Raw genomic sequence first — 18689 nt, forward strand, 5'->3', positions numbered from 1 at the left:
CCCACCAGGACCACCGCGCCCGCGAATCGAATCGTCATCGATGTGATGGCAATTGACATCACTTGGACGGTGTGAGACGTTCGTCTCATCACACTCTCATCAAGGGATCGCCGCACAATGACTGCAACCGAAGCCGCCCCGCTCGATCAGGCCGAGACGCTGACTTCCGTCAACCCTGCCACCGGCGAGGCCCTCGCCACCTACCGGATCGATGATGAGGCGGCCGTGCGCGCTGCCGTCGCCAAAGCCCGCAGCGCCGCCGCCACCTGGGGCGCGCTGAGCTACGCCGAGCGCAAGAAGCACGTGCTGCGCTGGGGCAGCAAGCTCGTCGAGAAGTCCGACGAGTTGTGCGAGCTCATCCACGCCGAGAACGGCAAGCCCGTCGACGACGCCTTCCTCGAGCTCATGCTGGCGCTCGAGCACATCAAATGGGCCGCCTCCAACGCCGAGAAGGTGCTCAAGCCGCGCAAGGTCTCGCCCGGCACGTTCATGGCCAACTTCGCCGCCCACCTGGAGTACCGCCCGCTGGGCGTGGTCGGCATCATCGGCCCCTGGAACTATCCGGTCTACACCCCCAACGGCTCCATCGCCTACGCACTGTCCGCGGGCAACTGCGTGGTGTTCAAGCCGAGCGAATTCTCCACCGGCATCGGCAATTTCGTGGCCAAGGCGTTCGCCGAGGCGAACCCGGAACTGCCGGACGGGGTGTTCGTCACCATCAACGGCTACGGGGCCACCGGCGCCGCGCTGGTGAAGTCCGGCGTCGACAAGCTGGCGTTCACCGGGTCCACCGCGACCGGTAAGAAGATCATGGCCTCGGCCGCCGAGTCGCTCACCCCGGTGCTGCTGGAGTGCGGCGGCAAGGACGCGGTGATCGTGGCCGCCGACGCCGACATCAAGGCCGCCGCCGACGCCGTCGCCTGGGGCGCCACCGCCAACTCCGGCCAGACCTGCGCGGGCGTCGAGCGCGTGTACGTGGACAAGTCCATCGCCACCGAGTTCGTGGCCGAGGTCAAGCGCATCCTCACCGACATCAAGCCCGGCTCGGACGACAAGGCCTCCTACGGCCCGATGACCATGCCCAGCCAGGTCGACATCGTGCGCCGGCACATCGAGGACGCGCTGAAGAACGGCGGCACCGCGGTGCTCGGCGGGCCCGAGTCCGTCAAGGGCTCCTTCATCGACCCGGTCATCCTGGTCGACGTGGACGAGTCCTCGGAAGCGGTGTGCGAGGAGACCTTCGGCCCGACCGTCACCATCCGCACCGTCAGCGGCGTGGACGAGGCCGTGGAGCTCACCAACAAGAGCAAGTACGGCCTGGGCTCGGCGGTCTACTCCAAGAAGCAGGGCATGGAGATCGCCCGGCGCCTGGAGGTCGGCTGCACCTCGGTGAACTCGGTGCTGTCCTATGCCGCCATCTCCGGCCTGCCCTTCGGCGGCGTCCGCGATTCCGGCATCGGCCGCATCCACGGCGCCCCCGGCCTGCTGGAATTCGCCCGCCCGCACTCGATCGCGGTGCAGCGCTTCACGATTCCGGGCATGGCGCTGCTGTCCTACACCCGCACCGACCGCACCATGAAGCTGCTCCGCAAGATCGTGCCCCTGGTGCACGGCCGCGCGAAGTGATCTGACGCTCGCGAATGCCGGTTCCCTTCGCGGGCACCGGCATTCGGCGTTCAGGGGGTCGGCGGCAGCGGCGGTGCGGCGAAGAACTCCTCGAGCGGAGTCGGACCGGTATAGCGCTGGCAGTTGCAGCGCGACCAGGCTTTGATCCCGGCCCCGGTCTTGCGGAAGTTCTCCGCGTGACAGTGGCCCGCCGCACGGTCGTGCAGGGCCAGGTCATGGCCGCAGCCGCACCGGGCGGGACTCTGCTGAGCTGGTTTGGGGCGACGGGAGCCGAACCGGCCCGCGAGCCAGCCGCCGCCGACCAGAGCGCCACCGATTACCAGGCTGAGAGGATCGATCACCCACCCAGCATACGTACCCATATACGTATACGTCGAGCAGTCCGATAGTGCCGAGAACGGGATGTGGACCCCGCGAGAGCCCGGTCATTTGGGAAGATGGTGCGGTGACTTTCTGGCCCGCGCCCCATGTCCGAGTTCCCGTCCACGCTTCCGTGACCCTGCCCGGGTCCAAATCCATTACCAATCGGGCGCTGATCCTCGCCGCGCTGGCGGATCGGCCGTCCACCATCACCGGGGCGTTGCGCAGCCGGGACACCGATCTGATGATCGCGGCGCTACGGGCCATGGGCACCGGGATCGAGGGTGACGGCAGCACGCTCGTGGTCACTCCGCCCGCCGAATTCGGCAGCGCCATGGTCGATTGCGGCCTGGCGGGCACGGTCATGCGGTTCCTGCCGCCGGTGGCGGCGCTGGCGCGCGGCGACGTCGCCTTCGACGGCGACGAGCAGGCGCGGGCGCGGCCGCTGGGCACCATCCTGGACGCGCTGCGGGCGCTGGGCCTCGACATCGACGGCAACCAGCTGCCTTTCGTGGTGCACGGGATGGGGGCGCTGCGCGGCGGGCCGGTCACCATCGACGCGTCGGGTTCCTCGCAGTTCGTGTCGGGGCTGCTGCTGTCGGCGGCGCGGTTCGAGCAGGGCGTCACGGTGAACCACGACGGCGCGGCGCTGCCGTCCATGCCGCACATCGAGATGACCGTGGAGATGCTGCGCCGGGCCGATGTTCGCGTCGACGCCCCCAACGATCCGCGCAAGGCGCAGACCTGGACCGTCGCGCCCGGCCCGATCCGCGCGGTGGATTGGGACGTGGAGCCGGACCTGTCCAACGCCACCCCGTTCCTGGCCGCCGCGGCCGTCACCGGCGGTGAGGTGAGCATCCCGCACTGGCCCCGATTCACCACCCAGCCCGGCGACGTGATCCGCGAGATCCTGGTCCGGATGGGCGCGGAGGCGCGGATCTTCGACGGCGTGCTCACCGTGCGCGGCCCGGAACGCCTGGCGGGCATCGACATCGACCTGCACGACGTGGGCGAGCTGACCCCGACCGTGGCCGCGCTTGCGGCCCTGGCGGATTCGCCGTCGCGGCTGCGCGGCATCGCGCACCTGCGCGGGCACGAGACCGACCGGCTGGCGGCGCTGGCCACCGAGATCAACCGGCTCGGCGGCAAGGTCACCGAGACCGAGGACGGGCTGGCCATCGTGCCGAACCCGCTCACCGGCGGGCAGTGGCGCTCCTACGCCGACCACCGGATGGCCACCGCGGGCGCGATCATCGGCCTGGTGACCCCGGGCGTGGAGATCGAGGACATCGGCACCACCGCCAAGACGCTGCCGGGATTCGTCGAGTTGTGGGAGAGCATGCTGGCCGGAGCGGACCGCACCGGCGAGCCGGGAGCAGACCGCTGAGGCGCCGCGAGTACGACGAGTCCGATGTCCGGGTGCGCCCGGGCAAGGGCTCGCGCCCGCGCACCAAGACCCGGCCGCAGCATCTGGATGCCGAAGCGGCCATGGTCGTTTCGGTGGACCGCGGCCGCTGGGGGTGCGTGCTGGACGGGGATCCGGAGCGCGGCGTGGTCGCCATGCGGGCGCGCGAACTGGGCCGCACCCCGATCGTGGTCGGCGACCAGGTGGATCTGGTCGGCGACCTGTCCGGCAAGCCCGACACCCTGGCCCGCATCGTGCGGGTGTCCGAACGGCGAACGGTGTTGCGCCGCACCGCCGATGACACCGACCCGTTCGAGCGGGTGGTGGTGGCCAATGCCGAGCAGCTGTTCATCGTGGTGGCGCTGGCCGATCCGCCGCCGCGCACCGGGTTCGTGGAGCGGGCCATGGTGGCGGCGTATGTCGGTGGGCTGCAACCGATCCTGTGCCTCACCAAGCACGATCTGGCCGCCGACTCCGAATTCGCCTCGGCCTTCGAGGATCTGGATCTCACCATCGTCTACGCGGGCATCGAGGATCCCCTGGAACCGGTGCTGGAGCTGCTCGACGACAAGCTGACCGCCTTCATCGGACATTCGGGGGTGGGCAAGTCCACCCTGGTGAACCGGCTCGTCCCCGACGCCGAGCGCGCGGTCGGCGAGGTGTCGGGGGTCGGCAAGGGGCGGCACACCTCGACCCAGTCGGTGGCGCTGCCATTGCCCGATGATGGCTGGGTGGTCGACACGCCCGGCGTGCGATCGTTCGGTTTGGCCCACATCACACCCGACGACGTGATCGCCGCCTTCTCGGACCTGGCCGAGGCCATCGAGGACTGCCCGCGCGGCTGCACCCACCTGGGCCCGCCCGCCGATCCGGAATGCGCGCTCGACCTGCTGGAAGGTAAGGAGCAGCGGGTGGCGGCCATCCGCCGCCTGCTGACCGCGCTGAATTCCAACGACCCCTGGTTCCGCGGCAACAGCGAATCCTGAGGCGACACGGGCCGCCACCGGTAGCTGAAGAATCGCCCATTCGATACCTTTTGTGCATAACCGGCACGAAGGGATGTCATGAGCGAGGAAACTCCGCCGCGCGAGCATGACGACGACGCCGACTCGCGCGAGGACGAGAAGAAACAACTGCGCCGCGAACACGACGAGGACCGCTCCCCCACCGACCCGAACGACTGGAACGAGGACTGGGACCGGGCGCGTTGGGCGCCCTAGTGGCGGCCCGGCAACATAATCGGGGACATGGTTTTCGCTGAATGGCAGCGCGGCCCCGGCGCGCCCGCCCGCTGGAATCCGGTCCCCCGGCTGGGGCGGGCACTGGCCCGCCGCCGCACGGTCATGCGCGCCGCCCCGCTGGTCTTCGCGCTGGAACGGATCGCGCGGCGAACCACCAAGGGCCGCATGGGGATTCTCGACGTGGCGGGCCTGCCCGCGGTGGAGCTGACGGTGGCGGGCCGCCGCACCGGACTGCCGCGCACGGTCAGCCTGCTCTACACGCCCGATCTCCTGGACGAGAAGCGGTTCCTGATCGTCTCGTCGAATTGGGGCAAGCTCGAAGAGCCGTCCTGGTCGGCCAATCTGCGGCACGCCGAAGCGGCCGAACTGACGGTGCGGGGCGAGCGGTTCCCGGTCCTGGTGCGCGAGCTGACCGGCGACAGTCGGGACCGGGCCTGGCGGCGGGCGCTCGAATTCTGGCCCGGCTACGCCATGGAGCAGCGGCTCGCGGGGACGCGCCGGTTCCGGCTGTTCGAACTCACCCGCGCCTGAGCGGAGTCACAGCGGCGGACGGGTCAGCCGCATGCCGTTGTCGAAGTCGATGCCGCGCAGCTCGGAACGGCCGGTGAGACCGAGCTTCTCGAGAATCCGCGACATGTGGTGGCCGACGGTGCGCGGGCTGAGGAACAGTTCCGCGCCGATCTCCCGATTGGTGAGGCCCTGGGCGGCGAGCCGGGCCACCTGGGACTCCTGCACGGTCAGCGGCGTGTCCGAACCTCCGGCGGGTTTGGTCCCGGTGCCGGTGAGATCGAGTTCGGTGCGGGTGCGCGCGGCCCACGCGGTCGCGCCGATCAGCTCGAAACCGTCCGCGGCGAGGCGCAATTGCTCGGCGGCGTCGCGGCGGCGGCGGACCCGGCGCAGCCACTTGCCGTAGAGCAGCTGGGTGCGGGCGCGCCCGAAACTGCCGTGCCGGGAATCGCCGACCGCGACGGCACGCCGGTAGTAGTGCTCGGCGCGGTCCTCCTCCGCGAGCAGCGCGCGGCAGGCGTAGGCGGCGGCCAGCGCCCAGCGGGCCCGGGACCGCCGCGCCCAGAGCACGATGTGCTCCGAGTGCGCGGCGGCCTCGTCGAAACGACCCACGCGGCACGCCGCTTCGACGAGATCGAGGGTGGCCAGCCGGGCCAGCGTGGGGTGCGCGGCCTCGTGGCCCGGCTGGGACAGCGCGCGCAGCCGGCGGTAGGCGGCCTCGGCGTCACCGGCGGTGAGCGCGTGGAAGCCGTGGTGCCAGTAGGCGCCGCCGGTGAGCAGCGGCACCGCGTGCGGGCGGGACAGCGCCAGCGCGCGCTCCACGCTGTCGGTCACCAGGTCCGCGTCGCCGCGCTGGGCGGCCAGCCGGGCCCGCAGGTTCCAGCACTGGGCGAGGATATTGTCGGCGCCCGCACCCGAGGCCAGGTCGAAGGCCTCCTCGAGGGTGGCCTCCCCGGCCTCCCACCGCCCGGTCGCGAACTGCATGGTCGCCAGCTGCGGCAGCACCCCGACCGCCGCCGCCCGATCGCCGGAGGCTCGAAGTCCGGCCGCCACCCCCAGATACGGTTCCAGTCCCGCCTCGGCCAGCCCCCACTCCAGCAGTTGCGCCGCGGGCGGCAGCAGCTGCGCCGCGAGCATCGGCGACGGCTCCGCCACCACCGCCTCGAGCTGCCCGTCCATCGGCCGGTCGACGCCCTGCCCGAGCACCCACTCGGTCCGTTCCGCCAGTAGCCGCAGTCCCGCGACCAGGTCTGCCCCGCGCGCCGGCCGCGACTCCCCGCCCGCGAATTCCGTAGCCGCGGCGGACGGCGCAGCCGAATCGCGGCCGGACAGAGCCGAATTCGCGGTCCCGACGGTGACCTGCCCCGGCGACGCGGCGCGCACCGCCGATACGGGCGGCACCGGCAGCGACGTGCCCGCGCCGGCGACGGGGGATTCCGGGAGGCGGGCGGCGATGGCGTCGGCGTCGCGGAGCAACAGGATGCGGGCGCGGACGGGGTCGCCGGCGACGAGCTCGAGCAGGCCGGGCAGGCCCGCGGCGGCGGTGGTGATGGCGGCCGGGGTGGTGCGCGATTCGGCGAGGGTGAGCATCCGGCGGGCGGATTCGATATCGCCGCCCTCCCAGGCGAATTGGGCCGCGGCGGCGAGGCGGAGACCGGCGGTGGCCGGATCGTCGGTGATGGCGGCGGCGCGGCGCAGGACGGCGGCCGCGGCGAGGGGGCCGTTGTGGCGCAGGACGCGGGGTGCGCCGTCGGCGAGGGCGCGGGCCAGTTCGGGATCGGGGGTGTCGAGTCCGGCGGCGAGGTGCCAGGCGCGTAGTTCGCCGGCGCCGGAGCCGGGGAGGGCGGCGGCCAAGGCGAGGTGGACGGCGCGGCGCTGGGCGGGCGGGGCGGCGTCGTAGGCCGCGCCGCCGAGCAGACGGTGCCGCATGTCGACGCGGCCGTCGGTGACGACCAGCAGACCCGCCTCGAAGGCCCGCTCCCAATCCGCCGGGGCGACACCGAGTTCGGTGGCGGCGGACGCGATCGGGCACAGGGTGCCGCGGTCCTCGGCGGCCGCCACCACCAGCAGCAGGCGGATGCCCGGGTCCAGGGCGGCGAGCCGGTCGGCGAAGGCGGCGCGCAGGCGGGGGCCGAAAGGCGCGGGTCCCCACGCGATTCCGGCGGTGTCCTCGGTGTCGATCGGGAATTCACGCAGGGCCAGGGGGTTTCCGCCGGCCAGTTTCAGCATGCGGTTCGCCCGGGGCGCACCGACGCCACCCGCCCGCCGCGCCAGTAGCCGCCGCGCCTCCGGGTCGGGCAGCGGGGCGATCGGCAGCACCCGCAGCGACTGCCACACCGTGGTGGCGGGGCTGTCCCGCATGGCGATCAGCAGGGCCACCCGGACCCCGCCGAGGCGGCGCAGCGCGAACGTGAGCGCCCGGGCGGTCGCGAGATCCACCGACTCCGCGTCGTCGACGACGAGCAGGACCGGCTGCTCCGCGGCCACCGCCGCCAGCAGGGAGACCACGGCCGCGCCCACCAGGAACCGGTCCGCCGGGCCGGGTCCGCGGCCGAGGGCGGCGGTCAGGGCGCGGGCCTGCGGACCGGGCAGCGCGGGCACGCGATCGGCGAGCGGGCCGAGCAGTTCGCGCAATGCCGCGAAATCCACTCCATTGTCGGCGGAATTTCCGCGGCAGTGCAGAACTCTGAATTCGGTGGCGCGTTGTTCGGCGTCCCGCAGTAGCGCGGTTTTCCCGATCCCGGGTTCTCCCCAGAGCAGCATTCCCCCGCCGTGACCGGCGCGTGCCTGGGTCAGGACCCGAGACAGTTCGTTCTGTTCTCGTTCCCTCCCCTGGAGCACCCGGATCTCGCGCACGTCGCAAGGTACCTCGCATTACGAGCAACCGACAAACCTGTAAACGCGATCTTCCCAGCGGCTGAGATCCTAGCCGGGATAAGCGATTCCGGACATTTCGCGATCGACCGATTGACCGACCGATACGATGACCGATTCTCTTCCGGATCGGGAAGACTAAAATGCGGGCGCGAATAGGGAACCCCAATTCGGGCATCGCTCCGAAACGCTTTCCATTGCATTCCCGGCGGCGCCCCGGTTAAACATTCCGGCCCGCACCGGGCCGGGCCCAGGACACGTTTCGGTCGCACGGCGTGCGGACCCCGCCGGAAATAGTTAGCCTGCGCAGGTGGAAGACCGTGAGCGCAAGGAATTTTCGCCGCTCCTCGACGCAGCCCTCGGCCCGGGAGCACCCGTCACCCCGGAGGTCCGGATCGGGCGCAACGACCCGGACGACGCGCTGCCCGAATGCGTCCGCTGCGGCAGACCCGCGGCATTGCACCTGCGCGCGGTCTGGCTGTCCACCCGCGCCGTGATGGCCGGGGACACCGACGTGGACAGCGTGATCCAGGTGCACGCCTGCGGCGGCTGCGCGGGCAGTGTGGCCGGCATGATCCTGATCAACTGGGACCCGCGCTACTGGGGCGAGTCGGTCAACCTGGACTGACCGGTCGACAGCCGCACCCACCTCGAGCCGGAACCGTCAGCGCGGCCGCACGATTCGCATGCCGTTGTCGAAGTCGACATCCACCAGATCGGACCGGCCGCTGAGCCCCAGCTTGCCGAACACCCGCGACAGGTGGTGCCCGACGGTACGGGGGCTGAGGAACAGCTCGGTCCCGATCTCCCGGTTGGTGAGCCCGTGGGCGGCCAGCCGCGCCACCCGCAGCTCCTGCGCGGTCAGCACCGAGGTCTCGCCGTGCGCGGTGACCGGCGTCGCCCGGCGGCCGGTGAGTTCGAGCTCCTGCCGGGCGCGCAGCACCCACTGGGCCGCGCCCATGCCCTCGAACGCCTCGGCTGCCGAACGCAATTGCTCGGCGGCGTCGGCGCGGCGGCGGGCCCGGCGCAGCCACTTGCCGTAGAGCAGACGGGTGCGCACCTGGTTCAGGTCGTGGCGGGTGCGCCGCGCGGCCAGCGCGCGCTGGAAGTACTTGTCGGCGCGGTCGTCCGTGCACAGCAGCGCCCGGCAGGTGTAGGCGGCCGAGACCGCCCAGTCGGCGCGGGAGCGCACCGCCCAGTCCCGGATCTCCTCGTAGTACCCGGCGGCCTCGTCGTGGCGGCCCACCCGGACCGCGGCCTCCACCAGATCCACGGCGGCCAGCCGCGCGTAGGTGGGATGCCGGGCGTCGTGGCCCGGCTGGGCCAGGGTGCGCAGACGCAGATATGCGGTCTCCGGATCGCCGAGGCTGAGGGCGTGGAAGCCCAGATGCCAGTGCGCCGACGCGATGACCGCGTGCGCGCGCCGCGGCCGGGCCAGCGCCAGCACCTGATCCGCGGCCGCCAGCACCCCGTCCGAATCACCGTGCAGAGCCGCGATTTTCGCGCGCAGCGCCCAGCACTGGGCGAGCACGTTGTCCACGCCGCCGGCCTCGGCCAGCTCGAACGCCTCGTCCAGGGTGCGTTCGGCGGCCGGGAAGCGGCCGTTGGCGAATTGCAGGATGGCCAGCTGCGGCAGCAGCGACACCGCGGCGGGAGCGGCACTGCCCCGCAGCGACGCCGCCGCTTGGGTGTACGGCTCCAGAGCGGTCTCGGCGAGTCCCCACAGCAGCACCAGCGGCGCGGGCGGCAGCGGCCGGATCATGGTGTGGAAGCGGGAGATGCCTTCCCGCACGGTCATTTCCGCGGGATCCAGATCGAGCACGCCGTGCCCGGCCACCCAGCGCGCACGTTCCGCGTCGACCCGCAAGTTGGCGGCGGTCGCCGGGTCCACCAGCTCGGCGTCGCGCAGCAGCAGGCGGCTCGCCCGTTCCGGTTCTCCCGCAACGAATTCCAGCAGTCCGGCCAGGCCCCGGGCGGCCGTCGCGGCCCGTTCCGGGCCCAGGCGGGCGACGGCGCGGTCGAGCAGGCCGTGCGCGGAGGCGATATCGCCGCCCGCCCAGGCGAATCGGCCCGCGGCGGCGAGCCGTTCCCCGGCCCGCTCCGGGTCGGGTGAGATGGCGGCGGCCTGGCGCAGCATGGCGGCCGCGGCCATCGGCCCGTGCGCGGCGCCGGTCGCCCGTTCGGTCAGCGCGGCGGCGAGGTCCTCGTCGGGGCGGCCCGCGGCGAGGGCGCGGTGCCAGGCGCTCAGGTCGTGATCGCCGGTCCCGGTCAGCGCGTCCGCGACGGCCAGCTGGGCGGCCCGGGTCTCGGCCACGGTCGCGGCCGCGTGCACGGCGGCGCACAGCAGCGCGTGGGTGCGTTCGACGCGGCCGTCGCTGATGGTGAGCAGCCCGGCGGCCGCGACGTACTCCCAGGCCTGGGCGTCCACGCCGAGGGCGGCCGCGGCGGTGGTGACGATGCCCAGCACGCCGCGGGTCTCGGTGGCGGCCACGGTCAGCAGGGTCCGGACGGTGGTGGGCAGGGCGGCGACGCGTTCGCCGAACGCGGTGCGCACGCCGGGGCCCAGGGCCATGGGTTCGGGGGCGGTGCCCGCGAGATCGCCGACGACACCGGGCAATTCGAGCAGCGCGAGGGGGTTGCCGTCGGCCACGGAGAGAATCCGGCCCAGGCGCAGCGCGCCGAGCGGGCCGTACCGGTCGGCGAGCAGGCGGCGGGCCTCGGCGTCGGGCAGACCGGTGACCCGCAGCGCGGGCAGGTCCCGCCACAGCGTGTCGGCGGGGTCGTCGCGCAATGCCGCCAGCAGTACGACGGGGGCGGCGGTGAGGCGGCGGATGGCGAAGACGATGGCCCGCGCCGATTCCGGGTCGACCAGTCGGGCCTCGTCCACGATCAGCAGCAGCGGCTGCTCGGCGGCGAGTTCGGTGAGCAGCCGCACCAGCGCGGCCCCGACCAGGAACGGGTCGGCGGGACCGGCGTCGAGGCCGAGCACCACGCCCAGGGCGCGGGCCTGGGCGGGCGGCAGCAGCGGCAGCCGGTCGGCGACCGGCAGCAGCAGCTCGTGCAGGGCCGCGTGGTCCAGGCCGGATTCGGCGCGGATGCCCTGGCAACGCAGCACCCGGAAGTCCGCGGCCTGGTCGAGCGCGGCGCGTAGGAGCGCGGTCTTGCCGATCGCCGGATCCCCGGACAGCACCAGCGCCGCACCGCGGCCCGAACGCGCCGCCGCGAGAACGCGATCCACGTGGACGCGTTCTCGTTCCCTCCCGTAGAGCTTCAGGTCCTCCCACACATTCGGGAAATTTAGTCTAGCTAATAGCGTGCAACCAAGCCCTTCGCAAGCAACTGGCACAAATTGTCCCGAATGACGCAGATCACAAGATCAATAGGAGCAATTCAATTAACGCGCAACCGAGTTCGCGCGATAGAAATGCCCCTTATTGTCACCGTTGAAGCGAAAAGCACCCGAATGGGATTCGCCGGGCAGCTCGCCGATCAGCGGAAGATGGTCATGTACCAGAGCCCGTCGGCGCCCTGATCGCAGCTCCACCGCCAGCCGTCCTCACCGCGCAGCTGCACGCCACCGGCCTGGAACTGGCCATTGTTGCCGTCCGCGGCACAGGCGTCGACCGTGGCGTAGTTGCCGTCCACCGTCAGGGTCTCCGCGTGCGCGGTCGCCATACCGAGTCCGGCGAGTCCGACAGTCATGGCGGTGAGCGCGAAAGTCTTGAACATTATGCGATTCCTTCCTTTTCGATCGCCACCCGGCGATCGGTCCGGAACCAATTACAGCGAACCGATCATGACCGTTTCATGATCACACGAAAACTCCTGGCGCACTGCGGAAAACACCGCGCCCCGGGTGAGAACACCCGGGGCGCGGCACGTTTCGACAGGGTCGCGAACTCAGTGGCGGCGCTTGGTCCGATCCGCCTTGGACTGCGCCCGGGCCGCCTCGCGACGCTCGCGGCGGGTGCCGCCCTGCGCGTCCTCGGCGCCGTACTCGTCGCTGTCGCTGCGCACGGCCGCGTGGCCGCCCTCGTCCGGGCCGCTGTAGGACAGCCCGCGCGGGCCGGACTCGTCGATTCCCTTGGCGCGCAACGCCGCCGGAGCGCCGTTGCCCGCCTGCGCCGCGTCCTCCTGGGTGGGCAGCGGGCGGTTGCCGACCGGCGACTGCAGGCCCGCGGCCACGTTCACGCCCACCGGCTGCGGCTGCTGCACCTCGACCTGGAGGTTGAACAGGAAGCCGACCGACTCCTCCTTGAGGCCCTCGAGCATGGCCGCGAACATGTCGAAGCCCTCACGCTGGTACTCGACCAGCGGGTCGCGCTGCGCCATGGCCCGCAGGCCGATGCCCTCCTTGAGGTAGTCCATCTCGTAGAGGTGCTCGCGCCACTTGCGGTCCAGCACGCTCAGCAGCACCTGGCGCTCCAGATTGCGCATGCTGCCCTCGCCCGCGAGGCCGTCGATCTCGCCTTCGCGGTTGTCGTAGGCGGTGTGCGCGTCGTCGAGCAGCGCGTCCAGCAGTTCCTCGCGGGACAGGTCGCCGGGCTCGCCGTTCTCGATCTCACCGGTGAGCTCGCGGTAGTCGATGCCGCCGGGGTACAGCGTCTTGAGCGCGCCCCACAGCTTGTCCAGATCCCAGTCCTCGACGTAGCCCTCCGCGGTGGCGCCGTTGACGTAGGCGGTGATCACGTCGGTGATCATCTCCTGCACCTGGCCCTCCATGTCCTCACCGTCGAGGATGCGGGCGCGCTCGGCGTAGATCACCTTGCGCTGCTGGTTCATGACCTCGTCGTACTTGAGGACGTTCTTGCGGATCTCGAAGTTCTGCTGCTCGACCTGGGTCTGCGCCGACTTGATGGCCCGCGAGACCATCTTGGCCTCGATCGGCACGTCGTCGGGCAGGTTCAGCCGGGTCATGATCGACTCCAGCGCCGCGCCGTTGAAGCGCCGCATCAGCTCGTCGCCCAGCGACAGGTAGAAGCGGGACTCGCCCGGGTCGCCCTGCCGGCCGGAACGACCGCGCAGCTGGTTGTCGATACGCCGCGACTCGTGGCGCTCGGTGCCCAGCACGTACAGGCCGCCCGCCTCACGCACCGCCTCGGCGTCCGCGCCGACCTGCTGCTTGACCCGGTCCAGGGTGGCGTGCCACTGGGCCTCGTACTGGTCGGCGGTCTCGACCGGGTCCAGGCCCTGCCGGCGCAGCAGGATGTCGGCGATGATGTCCGGGTTGCCGCCCAGCACGATGTCGGTACCACGACCGGCCATATTGGTGGCGACGGTGACCGCGCCCGGCCGACCGGCCTCGGCGACGATCTGCGCTTCCTGCTCGTGGAACTTGGCGTTCAGCACGCTGTGCGCGATGCCGCGCTTGGTGAGCAGCTTGGACAGGTACTCCGAGCGCTCGACCGAGGTGGTGCCGACCAGGACCGGCTGGCCCAGCTCGTGCTTCTCCTGGATGTCGTCGGCGACCGCGGCGAACTTGGCCTCTTCGGTCTTGTAGATCAGGTCGGACTGATCCTGGCGGACCATCGGCTTGTTGGTCGGGATCGGCACCACGCCCAGACCGTAGGTCTGGTGCAGCTCGGCCGCCTCGGTCTCGGCGGTACCGGTCATGCCCGACAGCTTGTCGTACAGGCGGAAGTAGTTCTGCAGCGTGATGGTGGCCAGCGTCTGGTTCTCCGGCTGGATCTCCACGCCTTCCTTGGCCTCGATGGCCTGGTGCATGCCCTCGTTGTAGCGGCGGCCCACCAGGATTCGGCCGGTGAACTCGTCGACGATGATGACCTCACCGTCGCGGACGATGTAGTCCTTGTCCTTGGTGTAGAGCTCCTTGGCCTTGATGGCGTTGTTCAGGTAGCTCACCAGCGGCGAGTTCGCGGCCTCGTACAGGTTGTCGATGCCCAGCTGGTCCTCGACGAACTCGACGCCCGCCTCGTGCACGCCGATGGTGCGCTTCTTGATGTCGACCTCGTAGTGCAGGTCCTTCTTCAGCAGCGGGGCGATGCGCGCGAACTCCGCGTACCACTTCGAGGAGGCGTCGGCCGGGCCCGAGATGATCAGCGGGGTGCGGGCCTCGTCGATGAGGATGGAGTCGACCTCGTCGACGATGGCGAAGTTGTGCCCGCGCTGGACCAGATCGTCCAGCGTGTGGGTCATGTTGTCGCGCAGGTAGTCGAAGCCGAACTCGTTGTTCGTGCCGTAGGTGATGTCCGCGGCGTAGGCCTCGCGGCGCTCGGCCGGGGTCATGCCGCCCAGGATCACGCCGACCTCGAGACCGAGGAAGCGGTGCACGCGGCCCATCCACTCGGAGTCGCGCTTGGCCAGGTAGTCGTTGACGGTGACGACGTGCACGCCCTCGCCGGAGAGAGCGTTGAGGTAGGCGGGCAGCACACAGGTCAGGGTCTTGCCCTCACCGGTCTTCATCTCCGCCACATTGCCGATGTGCAGGGCGGAACCGCCCATGATCTGGACCTTGTAGTGCTTCTGGTTGAGCACTCGCCAGGACGCTTCCCGCGCGGTCGCGAAGGCCTCCAGCAGCAGTTCGTCGAGGGTCTCGCCCTCGGCGTAGCGCTGTTTGAACTCCGCGGTCTTGGCCTGGAGCTCGGCGTCGGAGAGCGCCGTGTACTCCTCGTCGAGGGCGATGACCTCGTCCGCCAGGCTTGCCAGCCGCTTGACCGTGCGACCTTCACCAATCCGTAGCAACCTTGAAAAACTCAGCGCAGGCACGGGTCTTGTAGTCCTCTGGTCGGTGTTGTCGGTAGCCCCCACCATGGCGGGAGGCCTGCGCGCGGGCGCGCATTCACAAGCCATGGTAATCCGGCCCCCATCGTAGGTGCTGAACTGCGCACGGGACTGCCCGGGCGCTGAGGAGAAGCTGTGAAAACGCGACGCCCGCACCGCCGCTCCCGGCCCCGGCGAACGCCCAGCGAATGGGCTTGCGGCCGAAGCTGATTCGACACCCCTGACGTACCATGTAGGGGGTCCGGCGTGCGGCGGTCCGCGTCCGCGCACCCGGAACCGCGGCACCGACGACGGTGCGTGATCTCGGGCAGTGCGGCCCATACATTCCCCCAGGTGACCGGATTGCGATAGCTTGCCTCCAGGCGGTTCGTCCGCATGAAAGCCGGCGCCTCGGCAGGGGGAAAACTGCGAGGCGCGGGCAGGGATAAGGGAGTAGCGGGCAGCGTGATCACCAGACTGACGCCGCAGGACGCGTCGTTCTACCGGCTGGAATCCAGCAGCAACCCCATGCACATCGGCTCGCTGGCGATCCTGCGCAATCCCGCGCCCACCGGTAGATCCGGGCCCGGGCCGCTGGATTACGACCGGCTGGTGTCGCTGGTCGAGTCGCGGCTGCCGCTGGTGCCGCTGTACCGGCGCAAGGTGCGGGAGATCCCGTTCTCGCTGGGCCGCCCGATCTGGGTGGACGACAGCCACTTCGACATCACCTACCACGTGCGGCGTTCCGCGCTGCCCGAGCCGGGCACCGACGAACAACTGCTGGACCTGGTGGCCCGGCTGGCCTCGCGCCCACTCGACCCGAGCCGCCCGCTGTGGGAGATGTACCTGGTCGAAGGCCTGTCCGAGGGCCGCTGCGCGATCTTCACAAAGACCCACTCGTCCCTGGTGGACGGCGACAGCGCGCTCGAGATCGGGCATGTGATCCTGGACACCTCCACCGCGCCCCGCGACGTCGCCGACGACGCCTGGGTCGCCCACCGCGAGCCCGCCGAACTGGAACTGCTGCTCGGCGCGGTCGGGCACCTCGCCACCCAGCCGCGCGAGGGTCTGGAGGTGGCGCGGCACCACATGGCCGAGGCCTTCGCCATGGTCGATGCCACCGGCAAGGCTGTGCAGAAGCTGGTGTCCATGGTCCGCACCGCGGCCATCGGCGCGCCCGACAGCCCCCTGAACACCCGCACGTCCCGCAATCGCCGCTTCGAGGTGGTGCGCACCGATCTCGAGGACTACCGCAAGATCCGCAAGCGGTTCGACTGCTCCATCAACGACGTGATCCTCGCGGTGGTGACCGGCGCGCTGCGCAATTGGCTGCTCTCCCGCGGGCAGGTGCTGACCGAGGCCGACGCGCTGCGCGCGGTGGTCCCCATGTCGGTGTACGCCGACGGGCCGCACGGCGAACTGAAACCCGCGGGCGAGGTCACCTCGCTGCTGCTGGATCTGCCGGTGGGCGAACCGAATCCGGTGATCCGCATCGAGCACATCAAGCACGCCACCGAGGCGCACTCCCGGCATCAGCGCGGGGTGCGGGCGCGGACGCTGGTGCACATGGCCGGATTCGCTCCGGCGAGCCTGCATGCCATGAGCGTGCGGTCGGCGAGTACTTTTGCAGAGCACACGTTCAATCTGGTGATCACCAACGCGCCGGGTCCGCAGCAGGCCATGTACATCGGCGGCGCGCGGATGCTGGAGATGTATCCGGTATCGCCGTTGCTGCGCTTTCAGGCTCTGAGTATCGGGCTCACGTCCTACGACGGGCGGGTGTTCTACGGACTCACGGCCGATCGCGACGCCATGGCCGATATCGCGGTGCTGACCGCTTCGGTGCACGAGTCGATGGAGGAGATGCTCGGTGCCTGCGTCCAGTGAGTCGTCCGCCGTGCCGAAGAAGCTACGGGTCTACGTCCCGGCCACGGTGCCGATGCTGCGGGAACTGGTGAAGGACCGGGAGATCCGCGCCCTCAACGACACCGCCTTCGCGGTGACCCCGGCGCTGCGCGAGGCCTACGCCTCCGGCGACGACGAGGAACTCGCCGAGGTCGCGATGGCCGAGGCCGCGCGCGCCTCGCTGCGACTGCTCGCCGAGGAACAGGCCGCCGCCGACCTGGGCGGCGAGGACGCGGGCGACGAGTCGGGCGAGGCCGCGCCCCGCGGCCCGATCTTCCGCCGCGCGGTCATCGCCGCCGACGTCACCGGCGCGACCCTGCGCCCCGACCTCGACGACGCCGTGGTCCGGCTCTCCGCCGCCATCCCCTACGACCGCATCGCGTCCATCCACGTGGACCTGGCCGAGGCCGAATCCGAGGTGGCCAAGGCCGTCGAGGTCATCGACGCCGCCGACATGGGCGACGCCGACGCCGAATTCGTGCTCGGCGATGCCGAAGACCACCAGCTGGCCTGGTACGCCGCCCAGGAACTCCCCTTCCTGCTCGACCTCCTCTGACCGCTCGAAGCCGTCTCCGCACCGCCATCCACAGCCCTCGATCCGAGCCCCCGATTCCCGGAATCGGGGGCTCGTGAGCTTCGAGAGGTACTCCGAACCTACGATGCCGTAACCTGGCTGTGATGGTTGCCTGTCACAGGGGCGACCGGTGCGCGACGAAGCGCTGACCAGCGTGCACGACGACAGAAAGCGTTCCCGGATATGGCATCGAAGAGTGGCGGATTCTCCGTGCGAGGACTGCGCGAGTGGCTGGAGGCCCCCGTGGCCGAAGGCGGGAACGCCGGGCGGACCCCGCTCGACGCCCTGCGCGGAGCCGCCGCCCGGATCACCACTCCCCTGCTGCCCGACGACTACCTGCACCTGGTGAACCCGCTGTGGTCGGCGCGCGAGCTGCGCGGCCGGATCGTGGAGGTCCGCAAGGAGACCTCCGACTCGGCCACCCTGGTGATCAAGCCGGGCTGGGGCTTCGACTTCAAGTTCGCCCCCGGCCAGTACATCGGCATCGGTGTGCTGGTGGAGGGCCGCTGGCACTGGCGCTCGTATTCGCTGACCAGCCCGCCGGATTGGACCGGCGACGGCGCCCACAAGGGCCGCCGCCTGATCTCCATCGCGGTGAAGGCGATGCCGGAGGGCTTCCTGTCCACCCACATCGTCTCCGGCGTCCCGGCGGGCACCATCGTGCGCCTGGCCGCGCCGCAGGGCGGTTTCGTGCTGCCGGATCCGGCGCCGCGCAAGGTGCTGTTCCTGACCGCGGGCTCGGGCATCACCCCGGTGATGGCCATGCTGCGCACCATGGATCGCCGCGACGCGGTCCCGGATGTGCTGCACGTGCACTCCGCCCGCACCCCCGACGACGTGATGTTCGGCGACGAGCTGCGCGAATTGCACGACCGCCGGCCCGGATTCACCGCCCACCTGCACCTCACCGGTGAGAACGGCAAGTTCGCGCTCGCCGATCTGGACACCGTGTGCCCGGACTGGCGTGAGCGCGAGACCTGGGCCTGCGGCCCGCTGCCCATGCTGGACGAGATCGAAAAGCATTGGGCCGCCGCCGGTATCGGCGACCAGCTGCACGTGGAGCGGTTCGAGATCGAGCGCAACGCCACCGCCGAGGGCGGCACGGTGACCTTCGCCAAGACCGGTCGCACCGCCGAGACCGACGGTGCGACGACCCTGCTGCAGGCCGGCGAGGACGCCGGCGTGCAGATGCCGTTCGGCTGCCGCATGGGTATCTGCCAGACCTGTGTGGTGACCGTGACCGAGGGTCATGTGCGGGATCTGCGCAACGGCAAGGAACACCGCGCCGGCGACAAGATCCAGACCTGCATCTCGGCGGCCGCGGGCGACTGCACCCTCGAGGTCTGACCGACACTGCCCCGGGCCCGTCCCACACCGCACCGTGTGGGACGGCTCCGCCCGAGAACCGCTACCCTCGATAGCAATCGAGCCTGACCGGCCCCCGTCGGGGCCGCCCGTCCGCGCAGCGGCGCGAGGC

Annotated in this window: 14 protein-coding genes; 9 read left to right on the plus strand and 5 right to left on the minus strand. The window is 70.9% G+C overall.

The window, feature by feature from the left end:
- Positions 1-117 precede the first annotated feature (117 nt).
- Entirely contained in the window at positions 118-1626 is a 1509-nt protein-coding gene (locus ACQP06_RS29045; protein ID WP_433667835.1) for an aldehyde dehydrogenase family protein, read from the plus strand.
- A gap of 50 nt (positions 1627-1676) precedes the next feature.
- Here ACQP06_RS29045 and ACQP06_RS29050 read toward each other — a convergent pair whose 3' ends face one another.
- Positions 1677-1967, minus strand: a complete 291-nt coding sequence (locus tag ACQP06_RS29050; RefSeq protein WP_433667837.1) for a hypothetical protein — start codon at positions 1965-1967, stop codon at positions 1677-1679.
- A gap of 104 nt (positions 1968-2071) precedes the next feature.
- Here ACQP06_RS29050 and aroA point away from each other — a divergent pair, with 104 nt between their 5' ends.
- The 4 genes from aroA to ACQP06_RS29070 all read left to right on the plus strand — a co-directional run bounded on the left by aroA (position 2072) and on the right by ACQP06_RS29070 (position 5163).
- On the plus strand, positions 2072-3373 hold the full coding sequence (gene aroA / locus ACQP06_RS29055) for a 3-phosphoshikimate 1-carboxyvinyltransferase (protein ID WP_433667838.1): 1302 nt from the start codon (positions 2072-2074) through the stop codon (positions 3371-3373).
- Positions 3370-4377, plus strand: a complete 1008-nt coding sequence (gene rsgA, locus ACQP06_RS29060) for a ribosome small subunit-dependent GTPase A (RefSeq protein ID WP_357087350.1) — start codon at positions 3370-3372, stop codon at positions 4375-4377. Before aroA ends, rsgA begins: the two co-directional genes overlap by 4 nt.
- A 78-nt stretch (positions 4378-4455) precedes the next feature.
- Positions 4456-4611, plus strand: a complete 156-nt coding sequence (locus ACQP06_RS29065; protein ID WP_433667840.1) for a hypothetical protein — start codon at positions 4456-4458, stop codon at positions 4609-4611.
- A gap of 27 nt (positions 4612-4638) precedes the next feature.
- Positions 4639-5163: a nitroreductase family deazaflavin-dependent oxidoreductase gene (locus ACQP06_RS29070; protein WP_433667841.1), complete on the plus strand. Its 525-nt coding sequence runs from the start codon at positions 4639-4641 to the stop codon at positions 5161-5163.
- Positions 5164-5169: 6 nt separating this feature from the next.
- On the opposite strand, the gene ACQP06_RS29075 is transcribed toward ACQP06_RS29070, so the two are convergent.
- The gene (locus tag ACQP06_RS29075) at positions 5170-7995 is read right to left on the minus strand and encodes an AAA family ATPase (protein ID WP_433667843.1); all 2826 of its coding nucleotides are present in this window, start codon (positions 7993-7995) and stop codon (positions 5170-5172) included.
- Between the two features lie 328 nt (positions 7996-8323).
- On the opposite strand from ACQP06_RS29075, the gene ACQP06_RS29080 reads away from it, so the two are divergent.
- A complete protein-coding gene (locus tag ACQP06_RS29080; RefSeq protein WP_357283604.1) occupies positions 8324-8641 on the plus strand; it encodes a hypothetical protein in 318 nt (105 codons plus the stop codon).
- 36 nt (positions 8642-8677) lie between these two features.
- Here the strand turns inward: ACQP06_RS29080 and ACQP06_RS29085 are convergent, their stop codons facing one another.
- From ACQP06_RS29085 to secA, 3 genes are all read right to left on the minus strand, one after another.
- Entirely contained in the window at positions 8678-11299 is a 2622-nt protein-coding gene (locus tag ACQP06_RS29085) for a LuxR C-terminal-related transcriptional regulator (protein WP_433667845.1), read from the minus strand.
- A 203-nt stretch (positions 11300-11502) separates the two neighbouring features.
- Entirely contained in the window at positions 11503-11742 is a 240-nt protein-coding gene (locus tag ACQP06_RS29090; protein WP_433667847.1) for a hypothetical protein, read from the minus strand.
- A gap of 171 nt (positions 11743-11913) precedes the next feature.
- Complete coding sequence (secA, locus tag ACQP06_RS29095; RefSeq protein ID WP_433667849.1) at positions 11914-14739, minus strand: preprotein translocase subunit SecA; 2826 nt, start codon at positions 14737-14739, stop codon at positions 11914-11916.
- Positions 14740-15198: 459 nt separating this feature from the next.
- Between secA and ACQP06_RS29100 the strand changes: the two genes are divergently transcribed.
- From ACQP06_RS29100 to ACQP06_RS29110, 3 genes are all read left to right on the plus strand, one after another.
- Entirely contained in the window at positions 15199-16620 is a 1422-nt protein-coding gene (locus tag ACQP06_RS29100; protein ID WP_433667851.1) for a WS/DGAT/MGAT family O-acyltransferase, read from the plus strand.
- Positions 16604-17194 carry a DUF6912 family protein gene (locus tag ACQP06_RS29105; protein WP_433667852.1) on the plus strand — a complete coding sequence of 197 codons (591 nt, stop codon included), beginning with the start codon at positions 16604-16606 and terminating at the stop codon, positions 17192-17194. The genes ACQP06_RS29100 and ACQP06_RS29105 overlap by 17 nt, the downstream gene beginning before the upstream one ends.
- Positions 17195-17395: 201 nt before the next feature.
- Complete coding sequence (locus ACQP06_RS29110) at positions 17396-18559, plus strand: ferredoxin reductase (RefSeq protein WP_379280008.1); 1164 nt, start codon at positions 17396-17398, stop codon at positions 18557-18559.
- The last annotated feature ends 130 nt before the right edge of the window (positions 18560-18689 follow it).

Source organism: Nocardia sp. CA-136227 (assembly GCF_050955695.1).
Classification (GTDB): domain Bacteria; phylum Actinomycetota; class Actinomycetes; order Mycobacteriales; family Mycobacteriaceae; genus Nocardia.

What these genes read in the sequence shown, in the direction of transcription:
- ACQP06_RS29070 (WP_433667841.1), top strand. Translation starts at nt 4,639, where the DNA reads ATGGTTTTCGCTGAATGGCAGCGCGGCCCCGGCGCGCCCGCCCGCTGG.
- ACQP06_RS29065 (WP_433667840.1), top strand. Translation starts at nt 4,456, where the DNA reads ATGAGCGAGGAAACTCCGCCGCGCGAGCATGACGACGACGCCGACTCG.
- ACQP06_RS29045 (WP_433667835.1), top strand. Translation starts at nt 118, where the DNA reads ATGACTGCAACCGAAGCCGCCCCGCTCGATCAGGCCGAGACGCTGACT.
- ACQP06_RS29090 (WP_433667847.1), bottom strand. Translation starts at nt 11,742, where the DNA reads ATGTTCAAGACTTTCGCGCTCACCGCCATGACTGTCGGACTCGCCGGA.
- ACQP06_RS29110 (WP_379280008.1), top strand. Translation starts at nt 17,396, where the DNA reads ATGGCATCGAAGAGTGGCGGATTCTCCGTGCGAGGACTGCGCGAGTGG.